Source organism: Stieleria magnilauensis, from assembly GCA_007753675.1.
In the GTDB taxonomy this organism is placed as follows: Bacteria; Planctomycetota; Planctomycetia; order Pirellulales; family Pirellulaceae; genus Stieleria; species Stieleria magnilauensis.
Map to the genome: position 1 here is coordinate 10,465,406 of CP036432.1, position 20,313 is coordinate 10,485,718.

The following is a 20,313-nucleotide window of genomic DNA, read 5'->3' on the forward strand; positions in this document are numbered from 1 at the left end:
GCCGACGATGGGAATACGAGTGAGTCTGTAACGGCTGCGTAGCATGGGCTGCTGCCCAGCCCCATGAATGTAGACCTACGCAAACCCCTGTCAACAAATAGGCGACGTGCAGACGACGCAAATCGCGAGTTTTGCCCAGGCGTTCAAAACGGAATCATGGAAGCCGAAGCATGCCACCGGCGCATCTCGACCCGACAGGGATCGATTGCCCTATCCCGCTGAAGCGAAAAACCCCGGAATTCCCCGCAACAAAATTAATTTTTTCTCAAGCGGCACGCCCGCGTCGGACGACAAGGCCCCCCGTTTTCCCGCCGTGTCAAACTGATTTGCAGGCAGGGTCGCAACGGACCGCGAGAGACTTGTCGATGTGCACTGTCGCCCGACCTTGACCGCGCAGCGCGATCGAATTGATAACACCGAAACAAATCGACTTGATGACGATTGCATCAGAGCCGACGTCAAACGCTCCGACCAACGGACGCCCCCCGTATCGATCGCCGCTTTCTGCCAGGCAGGGTAATGACTGCGGTGTAGACACCTGTGCCCAGAGGAAGGGCGAACAAAATCAATGATTTCCGAGGTTTTTTGAAACGACGCAAGCCCGAATGACGAACGGGTAGACGGCGGTGAGAAAGGTGGATAAATGACGCGTGATTGGACGAGAGTGAAGCAGCGAAACTCGTTCCGTCGCGCGTTTGGCGCCAACATTGCACCGCTTCGGGCGTCGACTGCCATGTCAACGGCCTCCGACTAGGGCGGAGGATCCGACCACAAGGCGGGTTGACTGGCAACTGAAGCGGTTTGCGCGGTCAAACGCGTATTCGGCTGGGTTCAACGGTGGTTGATCACTCGTTTTCTCGTATGATTCTTGGTGAGGTAGTGCCGATGAACCGACGTATGTATGGATGTGCGTTCATCGATGAGTTCCCAGGGGCGGCCCAAAGCGAGTCGCCTTCGCTCGATTTTTACTGCGTGGTCTGAGGCGTGTCATGACTCGATCCACTTCCCCGTTCGGCACTGAAGACAGGACCGGCCAGCCCGGCGAGTCGACAGAGACGATTCGGCTGATATGCGTAGGCGACAAGCAAACGCTGCCGCGCGGGTTCTCGGACGAGGAAGTGCTCGCGCTCGATTCCTCAGCGACGGTCCTCGATCAATTGGCCAGCCCTTCGATCGAGGGTGTGTGGATCGCCCGAGAGTTGCTCCCCGAACTCGGTGAACTGCGGGGGCTCTGTCAAAGCGGCTTGATGCTCCGCGATCTACCCGAGGGGGCTGCGTTGCTGGACCACAAGATCCGGGTGCTGTGGGCCAACCGCCGCCTCAAAGTCTGGGCCGGCAAGCTGGAAGAAGACCCGACGGGCGAAACGATTTACGATCTGCTGGGCAATCCCGACATCATGGGATCCGATCTCTGCCCGTTCCACACCGCCTTTTCCACCGGCGAAGAAAGCAGCGGAACCTTCCAAACCTCGGACAACCGTTTCTTCCAAGTCCGCGCCGCGCCGGTCGGCGACAACGCCGCCGAGCCGCACCTTGTGGTCACCGTAGGCGACATCACCGAAGAGATTTTGCAGCAGCAGAAACTCGCCGCGATCCACCGCGCCGGACGCGAACTGGCCGATTTGCGGCCGACCGAAATCTACCAGATGGGCGTCGACGAGCGGATCGATTTGCTCAAAGACAACATCCGGCACTACCTGACCGACCTGCTGAACTTCGAGGTGATCGAGATTCGGCTGCTCGAACAAGCCAGCGGCAACCTGGTCCCCTTGTTGAGCGTCGGGATCGACCAAGAAGCGGCCGATCGAAAACTGTTCGCCCACCCGCAAGGCAACGGGATCACCGGGTATGCCGCCTCCAGCGGGACGAGCTACCTGTGCTATGACGTGGTCAACGACCCGTTGTTCATCCCCGGCGTCGCCAACGCGCGAAGCTCCTTGACAGTTCCGCTGATCTTGAACGACCAGGTTCTGGGAACCATCAACGTCGAAAGCCCCGAAGTCGCCGCGTTCAGCGAAAGCGATCTGCAGTTCCTCGAGATCTTTGCCCGCGACATCAGCTTCGCACTCAACACGTTGGAACTCCTCGTCGCCCAAAAGGCCGACACCGCCCAGCAAAGCTGCAATGCGATCCACAGCGCCGTCGCGCTGCCCGTCGACGAGATCCTCAACGATGCCGTCAACGTGATGGAGGACTACATCGGCCACTCGCCGGAAATGGTCGATCGCATCCGCCGGATCTTGAAGAACGCCCGCGACATCAAGCAAACCATTCAACAGATCGGACAGCGGTTGACGCCTCTGGAAGCCGTTCCGCCGGGCATCTCCTCGGATGAACACGCGCTGCTTCGCGGTAAACGCATCCTGGTCGTCGACGAAGACAGCACCGTCCGCGAAGACGCCCACACGCTGCTGGAACGCTACGGATGCATCGTCGAAACCGCCCGCGGTGCCGACCAAGCCGTCTTGATGGTTCGCGATGCCGGCGAAGATGACAAGTACGACGTCATCATCAGCGACATCAAACTGCCCGAACACAGCGGCTTTCAATTGATGATGCGTTTGAAAGAGATCATCGACCCGGTGCCGATGATCCTGATGACCGGATTCGGCTACGACCCAGGCCACTCGATCGTCCACGCACTGCAAAACGGACTGCACCCCAAGGCTCGGTTGTTCAAACCGTTCCGGCTGGACCAGTTGATCGACGTCGTCCAAACCGTTCTGTTGGCCGGCGGCGTTGCCCCGGACAACCAAGCCGGTCCCGCGGCCAACCCTCCGACCGTCGGACAGATTCACAGCCGTTGAATCGTCGCCCCGCATCGCGCCACGACGGCCCGCGCAGTGTCTCGACGGCCCGCGTGGCGTTACAGCGAACGCGGTGCCGCATAGGGATTCAATCGCGCCGCCGCTTGCTGGGCCGCCGGAGCGTCGACACCGAGATGAGCCGGATCGAGATGCATCAGGCGATCGCTGTCCGGGTCGCGGTAGCTGAAATCGCCGCCGGTAGCGATGCGGCGAATCTCCCCGCACAGCTCTTCGGTTTGGCGCCGACGATGGCGTGAACGCAAGCCGCCCAATCGATGATCCCGATAGGCCAACGCAAACTCCAGCGGCCCGTCTTCGGTACGCACCGTCACGACGACGAAGTGCAAGCGATGAAAACACCCGGTCGGCCGCACCGATTCCACGTGCACGTCAATGATCGACGCGGCCGGGAACCGGTACCGCGAAAAATCTCCTTCCATCACCACGCCCCAGCCGTCGACGTGAATCAGCATCACATCCTCGGCGGTGTCCAGCTTCGTCGCGTTCCAATTCTCGCGCGGCACCCACTCGACCAGACGAGCCGTCTCGATCCAATTCAACCGCCCCCCCTGCTCCACTGGCACTTGCTCGGCCGGCACTTGCGAGTGCTGCCCGCCGGCCCCCCTCGTGCGCGTGCGTGAACGACAAGAACGGCGCAAACGGCGGACCAATAACTGGTTCATCGGCCATTCCGGATACGTGCCCGCCCAAGAGACCTGGGCCACGACGATCAACGGAATCACGACCGCCGAAACCAATAGGGCACGGCCGGATCCGACCCAGAGCGACAGGACGAATAGCGGAGACACCAGGCCGACCATCAACACGGGCACCAACAACAACGATGCATTGAGCAGCAATTTCCAACCGAGCGTGAGCACTCGCCCGGCTTCCTGTTTGGGAAGCGGGGTGATGCTGGCAAGGCAGGAATCGGCAGGTCGCTGGTGCATGGAAGGAGGTCGATCGAGCATGGGTGGCGCGTCGGGGATCGCCCCCAGGGTAACGATCCGCCCCCGACTCCCCAACCAATTTTTGCTCCGGGCTGCTAAGTTGACCGCGCCGCGGTTCGGATTAGACCGCGCGAAAGCGACCTGCCCCCCACGCAACTTCCAACCCATTGATCATTGATCGGACTGCCATGGATCTCGATTCCCAATCCCGACAACTCGTCGAGCTGCTCGAGGAGAAACAACAAACGCTGGTGTTGGCCGAAAGCTGCACGGGCGGATTGATTGCGGCGACGCTTGCCACGGTTCCCGGTGTTTCCGCTTGGCTGGCCGGTTCGTTTGTCGTCTACCAAGAGGCCAGCAAGATGCGCTGGCTGGGCGTGGCCGAAGACACGCTGCATCAGCACACCGCGGTCAGTGCCCCGGTGGCGCATCAAATGGTCGCCGGAGCGTTGCAGCTGACGCCGCACGCGGACTTGGCGGCCTCGGTGACCGGTCACCTGGGACCGAACGCCCCGCCAGAATTCGACGGTCGGATCTTTGTCGGTGTCGGGCGGCGCGGCCAACCGCCGAGAACCTGGGGCGTCGAGTTGAAGGCCAAAAAACGAGTCGGCCGGCAGCGAGAATCCGCGTTGATCGTGATCGACACCCTGATCCGAGTGCTGGGAACGATATGACTGGCTCAGATCTCAACATTCCAATTACAAGTTTCAGATCCCTGGCCCCCCGCTGCGAAACCTCCAAACGGCGAAGTCGGGACGTCAAAAGGGGTGGAAAACGTGGTGGCCGGGAAAAAACTTCTGGGCAAGTTGCACAATTGGCGTTGACGCTTTCAACGACTTTCTCAATATTCTCGTCTCGTCAGAAGCCGATAGGTTTTCTGTGAAGTGGGAGAATTTGCCGCCGGGGTGCGTTTTCGCCTCGGGCCTGGTGATTTTGCTAACACCACCCGACCTCCATTGAGTCGTGACCATATGGGTAAGAAATCAAAGCGGTATCGCGCCGCGCTCGAAAAGCAACCAGCGAACACGCTTCCTCTCGATGAAGCGGTCACTGCGCTCAAGGCGTACGATTCGACCAAGTTTGATCAAACGGTCGAGATCCACATGCGTCTGGGCGTCGATCCGAACCAAGCGGACCAAATCATCCGTGGTTCACTGGTGCTTCCGCATGGGATCGGAAAACAGCAACGCGTCGTCGTGTTTGCCAAAGGCGATGCCGCCACGGCAGCACAAGAAGCGGGTGCCGATGAAGTCGGTCAAGATGACCTGGCCAAGAAGATCAAGGACGGTTGGACAGACTTCGACGTCTGCATCGCCGCACCCGACATGATGGGATTGGTCGGACCGCTCGGACGCGTTTTGGGTCCTCGAGGTTTGATGCCCAGCCCCCGTGCCGGAACCGTCACGCCCGATGTCGGCAAAGTCGTCAGCGAGTACAAGGCCGGTAAAGTCGAATTTCGAAACGACAAGGGCGGCAACGTCCACGCGATGGTCGGCAAGATGAGCTTCGAATCGGACAAGCTTGTCGACAACATCAACGCCTTCATCCAATTCGTGGACGGCCTGAAACCGCAAACCATCAAGGGCACGTACGTCAAAGGCGTGGCGATCTGTGCAACGATGAGCCCGAGTGTGCGAGTCACTTGCTAGTCGGCGCCCCCATCATCCCTACTTCAGTGAACCAATCTGATGAGTAAGTACGTCAAACAACTCGTGACCCGCGACATCCAGCGGCAACTTGACGGTGTCCAAGACGCCGTCCTGGTCAGCACCGTTGGAATGGACGCGAACACGACCAATGAACTACGTGGCGAATTGGCCGAGAGGAACATCACGATGTTTGTCGTGAAGAACTCTCTCGCCCGACGCGCCACCGAGGGAACCTCGTTGGCCCCGGCCTTCGAAGGTGCCAGTGGCCCTGTGGCAGTGTGCTACGGCGGCGAAGACTTTGTGTCGCTGGTCAAGGAAGTTGTCCGTTTGGACAAGGACGGCGAGAAATACGAGAAGTTCACCACCACCGGCGGTGTCATGGACGGTGAACGTCTTGACGCCGATGGTGTCAAAGCGGTCAGCAAATGGCCTAGCCGCGAAGAACAAATCTCGATGCTCGTCGGCCAAATTCTGGGACCTGGATCCACGCTATCGGCCGCGATGCTGGGCCCCGGAAAGACGCTGAACAGCCAGCTGAAAAAGATCAGCGAAGGCGACGAGTAGTCGACCGCCACAGCTATCACCCCCCCATTCCGTTTTTCAAACAACCGACCATTCGTTTTTTAAGGGAAACCTGTCATGTCTGATGAAGCCACTGCGGTCGCTGAGTTCAGCGCCGAAGCTAAAGAAATGGGCGACAAGATCGCCGAAATGACCCTCAAGCAAGCCAAAGAGCTGAGCGACTACCTGAAGGAAGTCCACGGCATCGAGCCCGCCGCAGGCGGCGGAGTCGTGATGGCGGCCGCCGGTGGTGACGGTGGCGGTGAAGCCGCTGCCGAGCAAACCGAGTTCGACGTCGTCCTGACCGGCTTCGGCGACAAAAAGCTGAACGTCGTCAAGGTCGTCAAGAACCTCACCGGCGCCTCGCTGATGGAAGCCAAGAAGATGGTCGAAGGCGTCCCCGCGACCCTCAAAGAAGCCGTCTCCAAGGAAGAAGCCGAAAAGGTCAAAGCCGAAATCGAAGAAGCCGGCGGTTCGGTCGAACTCAAGTAGTTCACCCTCGCCCGATTGCTTCCCGCAACACAAAGAACTCTGCGCCCGGAACCACACTCCGGACCGCAGAGTTTTTTGATGCGCCGACAGATCCCCGCAGAACGCCCGTGATGTTGTTAGCGGCCATGACCCCGACGGGGTCAAAGCGATTAGCCGGGGGCGAGCGAAGCGACACCTCCGGATATCCGGTCCCGCGTCAGACGCGACCCCGAAGGGTCTCGCTGTGAAGCATTTTTTTAGCGGTAGGGCGCGAGCCCTCCGGTATTTCGGGAACGATGAGGGACCGGAGGGCTTGCGCCCTGCCGCGAACACCTCGTCAAACGCAGGGAATAAATGCTTCACAGCGTTGCCCGAAGGGGGTCGACGTGCTTCCCGGAGCTGGCATCCCTCCGGGATACTCGGTTCGCTGCCGCTCTCCTTTGACACCAAACGGAGTGATGCTTGCTACCGGACGGCTCGCGCCGTTCCGCTAACACCCCCCTCGCCACCCGAGGCTCACCACTCCAGCACACGCTCCACCCGCGGCGCGCCGTATTCGGCCGCGGCGGTATGCACCACCAAATTGGGCGCCATCTCGGCGGTACCGGCGTGATGCGTGTGGCCACACAACACGGTCATCTCGATCGCCGGGTGCTCGCCGGCGAATTGCTTCAACACCGCGCCGACCTGGCCGCAGACAAAAAAGGGCGCCCAAAGGTCATCGGTCGTTCGCCCCTCGTACCAACAGGATTCACGGAACGGCGGCACGTGAGTCGCCACCGTGACGCCCCGCGCCGACTCCGGCAGTGCCAGCAATTTTTGCCGCAATCGATCGGCCGACTGAGCACCTTGCTCACGCAACAAACGAGGCCAACTGATCGGGTCGACCTGACGAAAGTCTTCGATCGCGACAAAATCGTTCAGCCGCACCGGTGAGTTTTCGTAATCGCCTTCGGTCCCGTCCCCCCAACCGTCCTCCCCGACCAGATAGCGACCCGGCGTCAATTCAATCGTGCTCGCATCGGTCAGGTAACACAGCGATGGCAGATCGCGCGTGACCGAAGCCACACTGCGTCGCGTCGCCCCGATCGAGGATCCGTAGAAATCGTGATTGCCGAGCACGAAGTAAATCGGCAGCGAGATCGATTCTGCCATCCGACGCAACTGGAACACCACGTCCTCGGCTTCCGAGATGTCGCCGGTGACCACGACGGCGTCGACACCCTCGCGACAGACTTGGGCGACCCAGGCGTCCCAGGCCCTTAAATCGACGTGGTTGAGATGCAGATCGGAGGTCCAAACCAAACGCATTGCTGGACTCCAGGGGTGGGCTCGCCTGACGGACCGGGAGGTTCACGCACCGCGTGAGAGACAATCATTCCAAGGCATGTTGCCGAAGGTTTTGCCTCCGGCAGTCGCCAAACATGCTGTGCATGCCACCTTCACACGTAGGGCATGCTGTGCATGCCAGCGTCACGCACAGCGTGACCTACGCGGTAGCCAACCGTGACGCACAACCGTGACGTCCCTTCGACACGAGCTAATTGGCCGCAGCGGCCAGCTTCGATGCAGCCGCCAATGCGTCGGCCTTGTCGGTGTTTTCCCACGTGAACGTGTCGCCTTCGCGTCCAAAGTGACCGCCTGCGGTGGTGACTTTGAAAACGGGGCGGCGCAGTTTCAGGTGTTCGATGATCCCCGAAGGCGTCAGCGGGAAATGCTCCCGAACCAGTTCGCACAGTCGCTCGTCGGGAACGGTTCCGGTTCCCTCGCTGTCGACGTGCACGCTGACGGGTTCGGTCACACCGATCGCGTAGGCCAATTGGACTTCGCAACGCTCGGCCAGTCCGGCTGCAACGATGTTCTTGGCAACGTAGCGAGCCATGTAGGCGGCACTGCGGTCGACCTTTGTCGGATCCTTGCCGCTGAACGCGCCACCGCCGTGCCGTCCCCAGCCGCCGTAGGTATCGACGATGATTTTGCGTCCGGTCAGTCCGCAGTCGCCGTGGGGGCCGCCGACGACGAACTTGCCGGTCGGGTTGATGTGATACTTGATGTCACCCTTGTCCATGCCTTCGGGCAGCGACGGCTTGATGACGCTTTCGATGATGAACTCGCGGATCTCGTCGTTGGTGACATCGGGATCGTGCTGGGCGCTGACGACCACGGTGTCGACTCGGACCGGCGTATTCCCTTCGTACTCGACCGTCACCTGAGCCTTGTTGTCCGGCCGCAACCAGCTGACTTCTTTGTTGAAGCGAGCCTCGGTGATGCGGTTGATGATGCGGTGCGACAAGGCGATCGGCAACGGCATCAATTCCGGCGTGTCCTTGCAGGCATAGCCGAACATCAGGCCCTGGTCTCCGGCACCGACGTCTTTGCCGCTGGCAGCATCCGAATCAACGCCCTGGGCGATATCGGGGCTTTGCGTGTCGACCGAAACCATCACGGCACAGGTGTCGCCGCAGATTCCCATTTGATCGTCGGTGTACCCGACCTCATTGATCGTTTGACGAACCACGTCGGCATAGTTGACCTTGGCCTTGGTGGAGATTTCGCCGGCGATGATTGCAACGCCGGTCGTCACCATGGTTTCGCAAGCAACCCGACTGTTGGGGTCCTCGGTGAACAGGGCGTCCAGGATGGCATCGGAAATCCGATCGGCCAACTTGTCAGGGTGGCCCATACTGACCGATTCGCTAGTAAACAAAAAACGAGCTTGGCTCACAGATTTACTCCAATAGGGGCGCTCAAGCCGTGGGTCTGGAAACTCGAAGACGTTGGCGCCGGCGTGAAATCGTTACAATCTTGATCTAATAACGTAATTTGGCGAGGCCCTGCTGAGAACCGCCGTTGGCGTGTCTGGCAGCGGAATTGTCTCCGATCACAGGATACAGGACCAGCTTGAACGCAACGCCGCCCCGAAACGATTCGCCGCCTGCCAAGCTGGGGCCGGAAATCCAGCCCCATCCTACACCGCCACTGCTGCTTTCCTTTGTGCTGCACCTGGTTTTGTTAATCCTCATCGCGTGGGTGGCTTCCTCCGCCCCTAAGGGCTCCGAGGGGACAAATGACCGCCAAATCGGGATCGCGGTGGTCCATCGGCTGCCCGATCGCGACCGCTACGATGAAGTCACCGCGGACCTCAAGAAAACGGTCCAGGAAACCGCCGCAGACGCCTCCAGTGCGTCGGCCGCCGCGGCCCCACCGGCCGATCTGTCACCGCCGATCGATCTGCAAGGCATCTTGTCGGCGATGGAATCGACCCCGGCCCCGCAAAGTGGTAGCGGGATCGCCGGCGACGTCCAACTGGACGGTGACGCCTTCGGCGATGGAGCGGGCACGTCGAGCAAGTCGCCCTCGGGCCAACGAGCAACGGCGAGCCTGTTCGGCGTCTCCGGCAGCGGGACGCGTTTCGTCTATGTCTTTGACCGCAGCGACAGCATGAATGGCTTCGGCGGATTGCCGCTCCGAAGCGCCAAACGAGAATTGATCCGCAGCCTGCAATCGCTCTCCCCCCAGCAACAGTTCCAGATCATTTTCTACAACGAGAACGTCAAACCGTTTCAGATGTCCGGGATGCCAATGACCATGGTCGCCGGTGAACCGAACAACCTGAAACGGGCGCAACGGTACGTCGAAGCGATCCAAGCGTTCGGCGGCACCAAACACAAAGGCGCCCTGCTGATGGCGTTGCGACTTTCGCCGGACCTCATTTTCTTTCTCACCGACGCGCACATCCCGCGGCTGTCCCAGCTGGAATTGAAGGTGGTGCAGGACCGCGCCGAACAAAGCGGGACGACGATTCACGCCATCGAATTCGGCAGCCGCGGCGGCCCCGCAGCGGATAGTTTTTTGAAAGACCTGGCCGCCATGAACAACGGACAATACCAATACGTCGACGTGCGCCAGCTGCGGTCCGATCCGGCCCAGCCGGCCGCCGCGGAACCTGGCGGCGATGAGGCGACCGCGCCGTGATCACAGCCAGCCCCCGCCCCACCACGTGGCCGCACCTGGTCGCGGCCTGCCTAATCAGCCTGTCGGCCGCCGGATCCGCAACGGCAGAAGCCCAAACACCATCGGCGACCGAACCGCCGCACCGCGTCCGATTGGCGCCGCCCACGGAAACGCGATCGGACTCATCAGAGCGTTCTGAGGATCGCTGGTACCCGCGACCGTTGAGCACGCTGCGTGGAACGATCCAAACCTACGACGCCGAGCAACTGGCCATCCTGCTGGACGGGCACAGCGTCGTCACGCGTGTTTCATCGCCGCGCGTCGTTGCGGTCGACCTGACCCGAGTTCCGGCCGATCAAGCCGCTGCGTTGGAATTGTTCCATCAAGGAGACTTCGGCGCGGCGCTGCCCGCCTTGGTCCGCAGCATCAGCGATCACGAGGCCTCCAGCCGGCCTCCCGTCTGGCGGCAACAATGGCTCTCGATGATGGCCGCCCAAGCAGCGATGCGCGCCGGACGGGGCGACATCGCATTGGAACTGGTCAGCCAACTCGACGCCCGGCCCCTGCCGACGGCGACACTGGCAATCCTTCCGATCGATTGGACCGGAGCGATCGGCGGCGATGAATCCATCGTCCAGATTGCCGCCGGGCGCGCCGCGTCGGATTCGTTGGCGGTCAAGCTGGTCGTGGCCAGCTGGCTGCTGCGATCACCAAAGTATCGTGGTGCGGCGGAGTCCGCGTTGACGCGATTGGCCGATCAGCGCGAGCGAAAACGGATTGCGTCACTCGCCAAACAGCTCACTTATCGCACCCAACCGCCGCCCGCCATCGCCGCCAACTTGGTCCGCATCGAAAGCGAAATCGAAGCGTTGCCGATGGCCTTGCAGACCGCCCCGATGATCTCCTTGCTGAATCTGGTCCGTCAATCGGGACAGAAAGAGGCGGCGAAACGATGGGAGCTGACCCTGGAACTGGCCGCACCGGCCTGGCATCCCGATCTAGCAGCCAGCGTCGCGGCACCCTAACGTCCACCCAACGCATGCCCGACCGTCACACCATCGAGACGATTTTTCTGGAGGCGGTTGAACTGCCGCCGGACCAACTCGCATCGTTTCTCGATCGCCGTTGCGGTGATGACAGTCAACTGCGTGACGCGGTGATGGAATTGATCCAAGCGGACCGGCAAGCCGGCGACGGGGCGTTTTTGCAGTCGCATCTTCTCAAACCCGACAGCCCCAATGACGACGCGTCAACGTCTGGCGACACGCCGAATCAAGACGACACGGATCGATTCCGGATTCTCCGTGCCTATCGCCAGGGAGGACTCGGCGAAGTCCTGTTGGCCCATGACCGACAACTCGATCGCGACGTCGCGATCAAACAAATCAAACCGCGCTGGGCCGACAGCGAGGAAGCACGCCAGCGATTCATTCAAGAAGCCAAGGTGACCGGTCGGCTGGAACACCCCGGCATCGTGCCTGTCTATGCGATGGGCACCTGGCCGGATGGCCAACATTATTACGCGATGCGGTTTATCGAAGGCGACACGATGAAAGACACCATCGATCGTTATCATCGGCCGCCGCAACCCTCCGATTCCGCCGACGTCAAAGGGATGCGACTGCGCGAGCTGTTGTCACGATTCGTCGATGTCTGCAACACGATTCAGTACGCGCACAGCAAGCGCGTCCTGCACCGTGACATCAAGCCGTCCAACATCATGGTCGGCCCCTATGGTGAAACACTGGTCGTCGACTGGGGACTGGCCAAATTGCTGGACGAACCGGTCGACGAATCGATGACGGCCGATCTGGCCCGAGCGATTGCCAAGGGAAGCGGGTCCACACCCACACGCGTCGGCGGCACCGTGGGCACGCCGCAATACATGAGCCCCGAACAAGCCCAAGGAAAACTCGAGTCCATTGGCACACGGACCGACGTCTATTTGCTGGGCGCTACCCTGTACCAGATCTTGACCGGCCGCCCGCCCCATCAGGATGATTCCGTCTCCCGGCTGTTGAAAAAAATCGCCGCTGGAACGTTGACCCGGCCACGCCAGATCGCTGCTGACATCGCGCCGCCGCTGGAGTCGATCTGCTTGAAAGCGATGGCCACCGATCCCACCGACCGATACGCCGATCCGAACCACATCGCCGACGACGTCAATCGCTGGATGGCCGATCAAGCGGTCTCGGTCCACAAGGACTCCGTTTCGGTTCGCGTGAATCGCTGGATGCGTCGACACCGCACCGCCACCAGTACCCTCGCCGTGACGCTTCTGCTGTTGGCCATCGGCGGTGTCTCGGGGTCCATTCTGTGGAATGTGGCCAACGTCCGAAAACTGCAAGCCGAACAGGAACGGCGCAGCAAGCGATTGGAACTCGAAGCCAAAGACCGACAACGGCTCGCGGAGTTGCAAACCACCGCCGACGCCGCGGAAAATCTGGCCGCGATCGAGGTGTCTCGCGATCGATACACCTCCGCGTTGGACGTCTTGCGCAATACGCTGCCCGGCATGCGATCGGAACCCCGACTGGTCGAACGAGCCGATCGAATCGAACAGAAAGCCAATCGCATCGAGGCACTCGTCGATTTTTACACCCTCGCCGAAACCGTCGAGCAACAAAACGTCTTGAGCCGAGACACCAAAGCTCTGCTGGCCTGTACCACCGCCCTGAAACGACTGGGCATCTGGGACCGCGCCGATTGGTGGACCGGGCTGCCCGATCAAGATCTCTCGGCCGAACAGATCGATCGCCTTCGCTGGGACGTTTATCAACAGTTGATGTTGATGGATGCCATGCTGGTCAAATCGATCGGTGTCCGACTGACCGGCGAAGGTCGCGTCGGAGGCCCGAGCGCGTTGCTCCGTGCCGCCGGTCGATTGCTGACGACCAACGCCGGCAAAGCCGAAGCGAAGGCGGCGCTGGTGGTCAGTGACCGAATCGATCGGTTTCGACTGTCCGAATCCACACGCTTGTATCGATCGATCGCAAACATGCGACTGGGCACTGGCGCGCGTTTGCAAGGAAAGGATTTGGGGCAAACACGCAACGGCGCCGATGCGCACTCCCTGGCCGTGCTCAGCATGATCGCCGCGATCGACCCCAGCTTTGAATTGGTCTTTCGCGGCTATCAGGGTGACGACGCACTGCTCACCGCGCGTGATTTGTTCGGTCGCTCGGCCGCACTGGGACCGAATTATTACGGATCGCATTTGGGCCTCGGGCAAGTCCATTATTTGATCGCCCAGCGGAACGGTGCCGAGCACCCCGACGATCTGCAATGGGAAGACTTGGCACCCGCGCTGCACGCCTTCGGTCAGTGCATCACGCTGTTGCCCCAGCGCTGCTTTGCCTTTGCCGATCGTTCCAGCGTCTATCGTTGGCAAGCCCAATTGATCGCCGACGACGAACGTTACAGCCCGGCCGAACGTCAGCGCCGAGCGACCGAACGGTTGCAATGGAGTCTCGAGGATGCCCAGCGGGCGATGCAGTCTTACGATGTGCACCCCTGGGTCGGATGGCAGGCCGGTCAGGCATACGCCGAACTGTCGCAAGTCGATCGAGCCCTGCGGCTTTGGATCCAAACCGCCATCGATACGTATCCCCTGGGAGAAATTGCCGACGTGCGTTTCGTCGCCGTCGACGACCTGCGGGGACGGGCACAGATCGGCGACTGGTTGCAACAACAACTCGCTCGCCCCGAATCGCAAATTCGTTTCAACCTGGTCGATGGATTCACCGCATTGGCCGGCGTCCGGCTCAATCAAGCCCGCCAGGACGAGGCGTTCGCGGCGATCGAATCGGCGTTGACAATCGATCCAGACAACCTCAACGCGCGGGCGATCCGTGGCATGATCTTGTTGCGTGAGGGCGGCTTCGAAACGGCCGAACTCGATTTCCAGGCGGTCTGTGATGCCGATCCCGATCATCCGTTGGGGTCATTCGGGCTGGCGCAATGTCGCGAGAACCAGGGGCGATTGGGCGAGGCAGCGGCGATGTTTTGGATCGCGGAGCGCGCCGCACTGACGGGCGAAAATCAAGCCGCCGCCGCCCTGGGACATTGCCGCACCGCAGCGTTATCCGGCGACCTGGTGGCGGCGGAGGCGGCCGTCGGACGTGCCATCGACGTCGAACCCGCCTGCGATCTCCTCTCCACCGTTCGCTCCATCACAACCGAACTGAGTCGACGAAAACGTTCCCCAGGCGTCGACCAAACGCAAATCGTCGCGCTCGAAACGTTCATCAAATCGCTCGCGAAGCTGCCCCGGGCGACCAAGATCGAAGTGATGCCCCCGGCCGATCCCCGAAAAACGACTGCGGCCTCGATCCTCAATGGCGGCTTCGAACTCGATTCGATCCGCTACTGGAATTCCGTTTCCGGCGCAAAGTGGGAAACCACCCCTGGGTTTGCCTCTTCCGCCAGAGTCAGCCCCGAGGCGCACTCGGGAAACCGCTCGCTGAAGATCACCGCGACCGCTGCGGACCCCGACGGTGTCGCCGACGCCTCGGGACGAACCGGCCAGGAGTTTTCCGTCGTTGCCGGTCAACCGTATGCGCTTTCGTGTTGGGTCAAAGCCGACCAGCTTGCCGCCGGCGCGATGCGAATTTTGGGGCCCGGCGAGGAGACGCTGATCGAATTCGATTCGGGCAGTTACTCCTGGCGTCGGGTGGTTGCGCCGTTTCAGGTGACACAAACCGCGGACGGCCGACGCGTTGATGCCGGCACCATCGTCCCGGTCCGGATCCAGATCGTCGCCAGCGGAGCCGGAACGCTGTGGCTGGACGATCTCGCGTGCCAGAGCAAGCCGTAGTCGCGAAGCGGCGCAGGGCATGCTGTGCATGCCGACGGAGTGATTCTCGTTAGCGTTAGCGGCAGGGCGCGAGCCCTCCGGTGTTTCAACGCGTTTCAAGCGGATACCGGAGGGCTCGCGCCCTGCCGCTACAACCTCGTAAAACAGAGCGTTTCAGGCCGTAACGCACGGAGTGATGAAGCGGTTCCCAGTCCTCTGTCACCTTTTTTCAGGTTTTGTTTCAGGGGTTTCACCGCGGCTGCCGCAGGGTCGTGTGTCAGGCAACTCACCCGATTCAACAAACACTCCACCGAGACAAAACCATGAAACGCCAAATCCTCTGCACCGTCGCCGCCGCCACCCTGTTCACCCTCGCCCTGGCGGCTTCGCCCGCTGAAGTTTCCGCCCAATCGGCCGGATCTTGGGTCGACATCGCCCGCGGACGTGCCGGAGCCGGTGCCAACGCAAGCGGCATGATCCAAATCGCCAAAACCCGCAGCAGTTCGAAAAACGGAGTCGATTTCGGTCACGGATTCGCCCTCGGAGCCGGCCCCAACGGGATCGCCTTGAGCAACTCGATCGGTGTCGGCGGCGGCCAAGCCGGGGCGGCCCACAACGTTCAACTGAATCTCGGACGCGGCGGTGCCCACGTCAGCCACGGCGGAGTGGTCACCCAGGGCGGCAACCGACGCGTGATCAGTGGCGGACACACCGGCACGTCGGGCGGCCAAGTCTACGGCGGCAGCCATTCGACCGGCTACGGACAACACACCAAAGCGTACTCCAAGAGCCACACGCGACAGTGGGGTGGCCAGGTCTATCAAGGTCAGGTTTATCAAGGCCAAGTCTATCAAAGCCAACCCAACGCGACCAATTCCCGCTCGACGCCCACCCGAGTCATCCGCAGCAGCGGGATCCGAATGTTCGGCCGCTAAACGAAACGCAACCGCCACCAAGCCTCCGACCTCGGTCGGGGGCTTTTTTGCGTTGGCATTGAAGGAGGTGGCGGAACGGCGCGAGCCGTCCGGTTTGACGTTGAACGACCGGAGGGCTCGCGCCCTACCGCTAACAAACAATACCCCGATTGGTTTGAAGGTAGGAGACATTGGGCTCGCGCCAGCGTCTGGGCGGCAACGCCGACGACAAGGACTTTCAAATCACCCCCGCTTTCTTTCCGTTCGTTTCCAAACCCCGACTCCATTTGAGGACTTGCCCCATGGCCCTTCGACTCTTCAGCGGCACCGCCGCAACCCTGCTCGTCGCGTTTGCCGTCTTCGCCCAGTCGCCACCTGCGACCGCCGAGCCGGAACCGGATCTGACCCTCAAACCCGTGCCTCGCCTGCTGCGTCTGCATCTACCCATGCTGGGTAAAAAACGCGGCGTGCTGGTCGAATCCGTCACGGCGGGGTCGGCCGCGGCCGGCACCGGACTGCGTGCCGGTGACGTCATCCTGGAAGCCGGCGGGCGAGCAATGATCACCGGCGATGCACTCCGGCAGCCGGACCCGGCGTTTCCGATCGTGGTGCTGCGCCGCGGCCGCACGCGGGTGCTGCACCCCGGGGCCATGGAAAACGGCTTCTTGGACCAGATGTTTGCGCCCCCGGTTCCCGCCGACGAACCTGGCGGAACCAGCGTCAGCACGTCAGCGATTCGTTCCGGTTCTGGCAGTCGCGCCGTTTCGGTCAGTCGTGCCGGAGACCAAATCGCGCTCGAAATGTCGCTGCCGGAAATGATCGAGGGACCGATCCGATTGCGGGGCACGGCGGCGGAGATCGAGCGGCAATTGCAGGAAAGCACGCTCGGCGAAGCTGTCAAACGCGAAGTCCGAGCGGCGCTGCGGCAGTCTTTGTAGTGTGCCCAACACCACTAAGAAAACTTTTCAAGAATCGTTGAGGGGTTTGGAAGGTCGCGACGCAGGTGTCTGGTGAAGGCCGACCACAACGGCCGCCACCCACTTCACCAGCTCGTTGACCCACTTTACCACTCGGAACAGACCCATGAAACGCTTCGCAACCACCTTCGCCTTTGTCGCTCTGACCACCTTCGCCGCACTGACCACCGACGTACTGAGCAGCAACGCCCACGCCCAAGTCTCCGCGTCCAGCTATTCGACCGGCGGCACCGCCATCTCGAGTGCTTACGGACGAGGCAACACCCGACTGAATTCCTCGGCGGTCGCCAGCGGCGGCGGCTATGCCCGATCGACGATGACCGGCAGCGGATTCAACGGCGGCTACGCCACCGGCAACAGCCGAGCCGTTTCCCACGGCGGTGTCGCGATCAGCAACGGCAACTCGTCGGCCAACGGCTGGGGTGCCCGCTCTCACTCCAATTCCTACGCCCGCACCGTCGGCGGATTTGCCCGCAGCAACAGCAACGCGGTCGCCAACGGCAACTGGGCCAACGCCCGCTCCAATGCCGTCACCCGAACCTGGGGCACCTACGGCAGTTCGTCGTCCGAAGCGATCGACAATCGCCAATCCTCCAATCCGAGCTACCCCGTTTACCCGACCAGCACGCCCAGCTACACCGGCGGCAACTACAGCAGCGGAACGACGGCATCGGTCTACCAAAACTCGACACCACGAGCGACGGTCTTCCGCAGCCGTAGCGTCCGACGCGGTTGGTGAGCCAATCGCAGAAATCATTTCTCCCGGCCTCGCATCGATCTCGATGCGGGGTTTCTTTGTCAGCTAAGCTTGAATCAGCGGCATTCGGCTTCAGACGAACGTTCGGCACCCAATGACTGCACCCCAACAAGTGCTTCATCCCCTGCGACCCGACTCTGTGACACCCACACCCAACTCATTTCCAAAAGGGCGATCTCATGTCTGACCCCAACACCAACCCGGCCGTGGACGCGATCGTCGAACAAGCCCTTCGCGGTGAAGTCCCCCGTCGCGATTTTCTGCGTCGACTGGTCGTCGCCGGTTTGTCTTCCGCAGCCGCCTACCAGGTGCTCGACGAAACCACTGCGTCGGCACAGTCCGGTGGCTCTGGACGCCTCACCACTTTCGCACTCGGTGAAGAAGGCAACCCGCCCAGCCTGCCACCCCAAACCCACCCGCCCTATCAGCAAGCCACCACGCTGGCAGTCGGCGAAGAATCATCCAAGCCACCGGCCAATCAAATCACCACCAAAGCCGTCGGCGAAGAATCGTCCAGGCCACCGGCCAATCAAATCACTACCTACGCGGTCGGCGAAGAATCACCCAAGCCGCCGACGCCTCAGATCACCACCAAGGCCGTCGGTGAAGAGTCGACCAAGCCGCCGACCGCTCGGCCCACCACCCATGCGATCGGTGAAGAGTCGACCCAACCGCCGACGACATTGTCGTACGGTCTGGGTGAAGACGGACGACGTGCGACGACGATGGCCGTGGGTGAAGAAGGCCAACCGACGCCCAACCCCATCACGACCAACCGTTCCGGCGAAGAGTCTCAGGTGACGACCCACGCGGTGGGTGAAGAATCCAACCGCACGCCAAACGCCACCACGCTAGCCTGGGGCGAAGAGGGCTCGACCAGGAAGCCGCAATTCAAAGTGCCCTCAAGTCCCTTCAAGAACATCCCCCGGCCGTGGAAAAACTTTCGCCGCTGGTAAGTGGCTCTTAAAGATGAACGCGCGCAACATAGACCTGGTGATCGTCGGCGGTGAATCCGACCCCAACACCCAACGCATCGTCGACCAAGCCCACCTGCGTGGCGTCGACTATTTCTTCTGGGACACCGACCGGCCGGACGCTCGCCAGATCGCCTGGGATTTTCAAACGCCCGAAATTGATCTCGGCGACGTGGCGTTGCGGCCTGCGGCGATGTTTCTGCGTTTCAACGTGTTTGACTGCGACGCGGTCGCCAATCACGCCGCCTACGACGTCGCCGAATCGTTTGCATTGGCTTGGCCTGCGATTCGATTGCTCAACCGAAGCACCGTCGGCGATGGAAACAACAAGTCACGCAATTTGGTCCGCGCCCGCGACTGCGGGTTTGTGATTCCACAAACCACCGTACTGGGTGACCTGTCGCCACTGGAATCGATTCCCGACCCCGAATCCAAGATCATCAAACCGCTCGCCGGCGGCGACCATGCGATCATCGTCCGCGACGTGATCGACGATCCGTCGCGATTGATGGAACGGACGCCACAATTCGTCCAGGAACGACTCGACGGCGAAAACGTGCGGGTCTTCTCGATCGGCGGAAACCTGCATGCGTTTCACCTGCAAACGACCGAAATTGATTACCGGACCGACGACAACGTGGTCGTCCACGCGGTCGAGGTCCCGCCGGAACTCGACCCGTCGATCCATCAATTGGTCGAACAAATCGGTTTCGATTACTGTGCGCTGGACTTCCGCTGCCGCGACGGATTTCGCGATCCGGTTTTCTTAGAAATCAACTCGTTCCCGATGTTCGTGGCGTTCGACGACGCCTGTGAAAACAAGCTTGCCGACGCGATTTTGGAGTTTTTGGTCTGAAAGAGTACACTGCCGCCTGGCTTTCACCGCTATTTGCAAGGTCGGCAGGAATGAATCAGCCCCCCAACGACGTCTCGATGATGCTGCGTGAACTCGGACGCGGCAACGATTCCGTCAAAGAACAACTGTTCGAACAACTCCAAAGCGAACTTCGACAGATGGCGTCGGCGCTGATGCGTCGCGAGCGCAGCGACCACACGCTGCAGGCCACCGCGCTGGTCAACGAAGCCTGCATTCGGTTGCTCGATTCCGATGCGATCGGCAACGCGACCGACCGGCGCTATTTCTTCGCCGCCGCCAACCGCGCGATGCGTCAGATCTTGATCGACCACGCGCGACGACGGAACACGACCAAACGTGGCGGCGAGTACCAACGAGGTTCGCTGGACGTCGTGCTGGAGAATTTCGAAACCAGCAACGGTTGCCGATTCGAAGACCTGGAAGCGTCTCTGGAAGTGCTCGAAAAGGACTCGCCACGGCAGCGCGAAGTCGTCGAGTTGCGGTTCTTCTCAGGATTGTCGATTCCCGAAACCGCCGAAGTCTTAGGCGTCAGCGAGGGGACCGTCGAACGCGACTGGAGACTGGCTCGCGCGAAGCTGTATCAGCAGTTGCGAGAGGAGTAGAGAGCGACTGGCGTTCGCTTTTTTA

At 61.2% G+C, this 20,313-nt stretch carries 17 protein-coding genes; 14 read left to right on the forward strand and 3 right to left on the reverse strand.

Translation table 11 applies throughout. The features are described from left to right. Positions 1 to 989: 989 nt before the first annotated feature. A complete protein-coding gene (locus TBK1r_RS37030) occupies positions 990 to 2,807 on the forward strand; it encodes a hybrid sensor histidine kinase/response regulator (RefSeq protein ID WP_145221349.1) in 1,818 nt (605 codons plus the stop codon). Between the two features lie 59 nt (positions 2,808 to 2,866). Here the strand turns inward: TBK1r_RS37030 and TBK1r_RS37035 are convergent, their stop codons facing one another. Continuing rightward, positions 2,867 to 3,757 (reverse strand): hypothetical protein, encoded by an 891-nt coding sequence (locus tag TBK1r_RS37035; RefSeq protein ID WP_145221351.1) that lies wholly within the window; start codon positions 3,755 to 3,757, stop codon positions 2,867 to 2,869. Positions 3,758 to 3,945: 188 nt separating this feature from the next. Here TBK1r_RS37035 and TBK1r_RS37040 point away from each other — a divergent pair, with 188 nt between their 5' ends. From TBK1r_RS37040 to rplL, 4 genes are all read left to right on the forward strand, one after another. Then, positions 3,946 to 4,431, forward strand: coding sequence for a CinA family protein (locus TBK1r_RS37040; RefSeq protein ID WP_145221354.1), 486 nt, complete (start codon positions 3,946 to 3,948; stop codon positions 4,429 to 4,431). 297 nt (positions 4,432 to 4,728) lie between these two features. Next, positions 4,729 to 5,406 carry a 50S ribosomal protein L1 gene (gene rplA, locus TBK1r_RS37045; RefSeq protein WP_145223369.1) on the forward strand — a complete coding sequence of 226 codons (678 nt, stop codon included), beginning with the start codon at positions 4,729 to 4,731 and terminating at the stop codon, positions 5,404 to 5,406. Positions 5,407 to 5,445: 39 nt separating this feature from the next. Beyond that, positions 5,446 to 5,970, forward strand: coding sequence for a 50S ribosomal protein L10 (rplJ, locus tag TBK1r_RS37050; protein WP_095737432.1), 525 nt, complete (start codon positions 5,446 to 5,448; stop codon positions 5,968 to 5,970). Positions 5,971 to 6,045: 75 nt separating this feature from the next. Beyond that, the gene (gene rplL, locus TBK1r_RS37055; RefSeq protein ID WP_095737433.1) at positions 6,046 to 6,459 is read left to right on the forward strand and encodes a 50S ribosomal protein L7/L12; all 414 of its coding nucleotides are present in this window, start codon (positions 6,046 to 6,048) and stop codon (positions 6,457 to 6,459) included. A gap of 495 nt (positions 6,460 to 6,954) precedes the next feature. Here rplL and TBK1r_RS37060 read toward each other — a convergent pair whose 3' ends face one another. Both TBK1r_RS37060 and metK read right to left on the reverse strand, forming a co-directional pair. Beyond that, positions 6,955 to 7,749 (reverse strand): metallophosphoesterase family protein, encoded by a 795-nt coding sequence (locus TBK1r_RS37060; RefSeq protein ID WP_145221357.1) that lies wholly within the window; start codon positions 7,747 to 7,749, stop codon positions 6,955 to 6,957. 229 nt (positions 7,750 to 7,978) lie between these two features. Then, positions 7,979 to 9,163, reverse strand: a complete 1,185-nt coding sequence (gene metK, locus TBK1r_RS37065) for a methionine adenosyltransferase (protein WP_145221359.1) — start codon at positions 9,161 to 9,163, stop codon at positions 7,979 to 7,981. A 176-nt stretch (positions 9,164 to 9,339) separates the two neighbouring features. On the opposite strand from metK, the gene TBK1r_RS37070 reads away from it, so the two are divergent. The 9 genes from TBK1r_RS37070 to TBK1r_RS37115 all read left to right on the forward strand — a co-directional run bounded on the left by TBK1r_RS37070 (position 9,340) and on the right by TBK1r_RS37115 (position 20,288). After that, positions 9,340 to 10,413: a vWA domain-containing protein gene (locus TBK1r_RS37070; protein WP_419580758.1), complete on the forward strand. Its 1,074-nt coding sequence runs from the start codon at positions 9,340 to 9,342 to the stop codon at positions 10,411 to 10,413. Next, positions 10,410 to 11,417: a hypothetical protein gene (locus tag TBK1r_RS37075; RefSeq protein WP_145221362.1), complete on the forward strand. Its 1,008-nt coding sequence runs from the start codon at positions 10,410 to 10,412 to the stop codon at positions 11,415 to 11,417. The genes TBK1r_RS37070 and TBK1r_RS37075 overlap by 4 nt, the downstream gene beginning before the upstream one ends. 14 nt (positions 11,418 to 11,431) lie before the next feature. Further along, positions 11,432 to 15,208 (forward strand): protein kinase domain-containing protein, encoded by a 3,777-nt coding sequence (locus TBK1r_RS37080; protein WP_419580759.1) that lies wholly within the window; start codon positions 11,432 to 11,434, stop codon positions 15,206 to 15,208. Positions 15,209 to 15,510: 302 nt separating this feature from the next. Then, a complete protein-coding gene (locus tag TBK1r_RS37090; protein ID WP_145221368.1) occupies positions 15,511 to 16,122 on the forward strand; it encodes a hypothetical protein in 612 nt (203 codons plus the stop codon). Positions 16,123 to 16,403: 281 nt separating this feature from the next. After that, entirely contained in the window at positions 16,404 to 17,039 is a 636-nt protein-coding gene (locus TBK1r_RS37095) for a PDZ domain-containing protein (protein ID WP_145221371.1), read from the forward strand. A gap of 145 nt (positions 17,040 to 17,184) precedes the next feature. After that, the gene (locus tag TBK1r_RS37100) at positions 17,185 to 17,817 is read left to right on the forward strand and encodes a hypothetical protein (protein ID WP_419580760.1); all 633 of its coding nucleotides are present in this window, start codon (positions 17,185 to 17,187) and stop codon (positions 17,815 to 17,817) included. 197 nt (positions 17,818 to 18,014) lie between these two features. Beyond that, positions 18,015 to 18,791 carry a hypothetical protein gene (locus tag TBK1r_RS37105; RefSeq protein ID WP_145221374.1) on the forward strand — a complete coding sequence of 259 codons (777 nt, stop codon included), beginning with the start codon at positions 18,015 to 18,017 and terminating at the stop codon, positions 18,789 to 18,791. A 13-nt stretch (positions 18,792 to 18,804) separates the two neighbouring features. Beyond that, entirely contained in the window at positions 18,805 to 19,665 is an 861-nt protein-coding gene (locus tag TBK1r_RS37110) for an ATP-grasp domain-containing protein (protein ID WP_145221377.1), read from the forward strand. A 50-nt stretch (positions 19,666 to 19,715) separates the two neighbouring features. Further along, positions 19,716 to 20,288, forward strand: a complete 573-nt coding sequence (locus TBK1r_RS37115) for an ECF-type sigma factor (protein WP_095737444.1) — start codon at positions 19,716 to 19,718, stop codon at positions 20,286 to 20,288. Positions 20,289 to 20,313 lie beyond the last annotated feature (25 nt).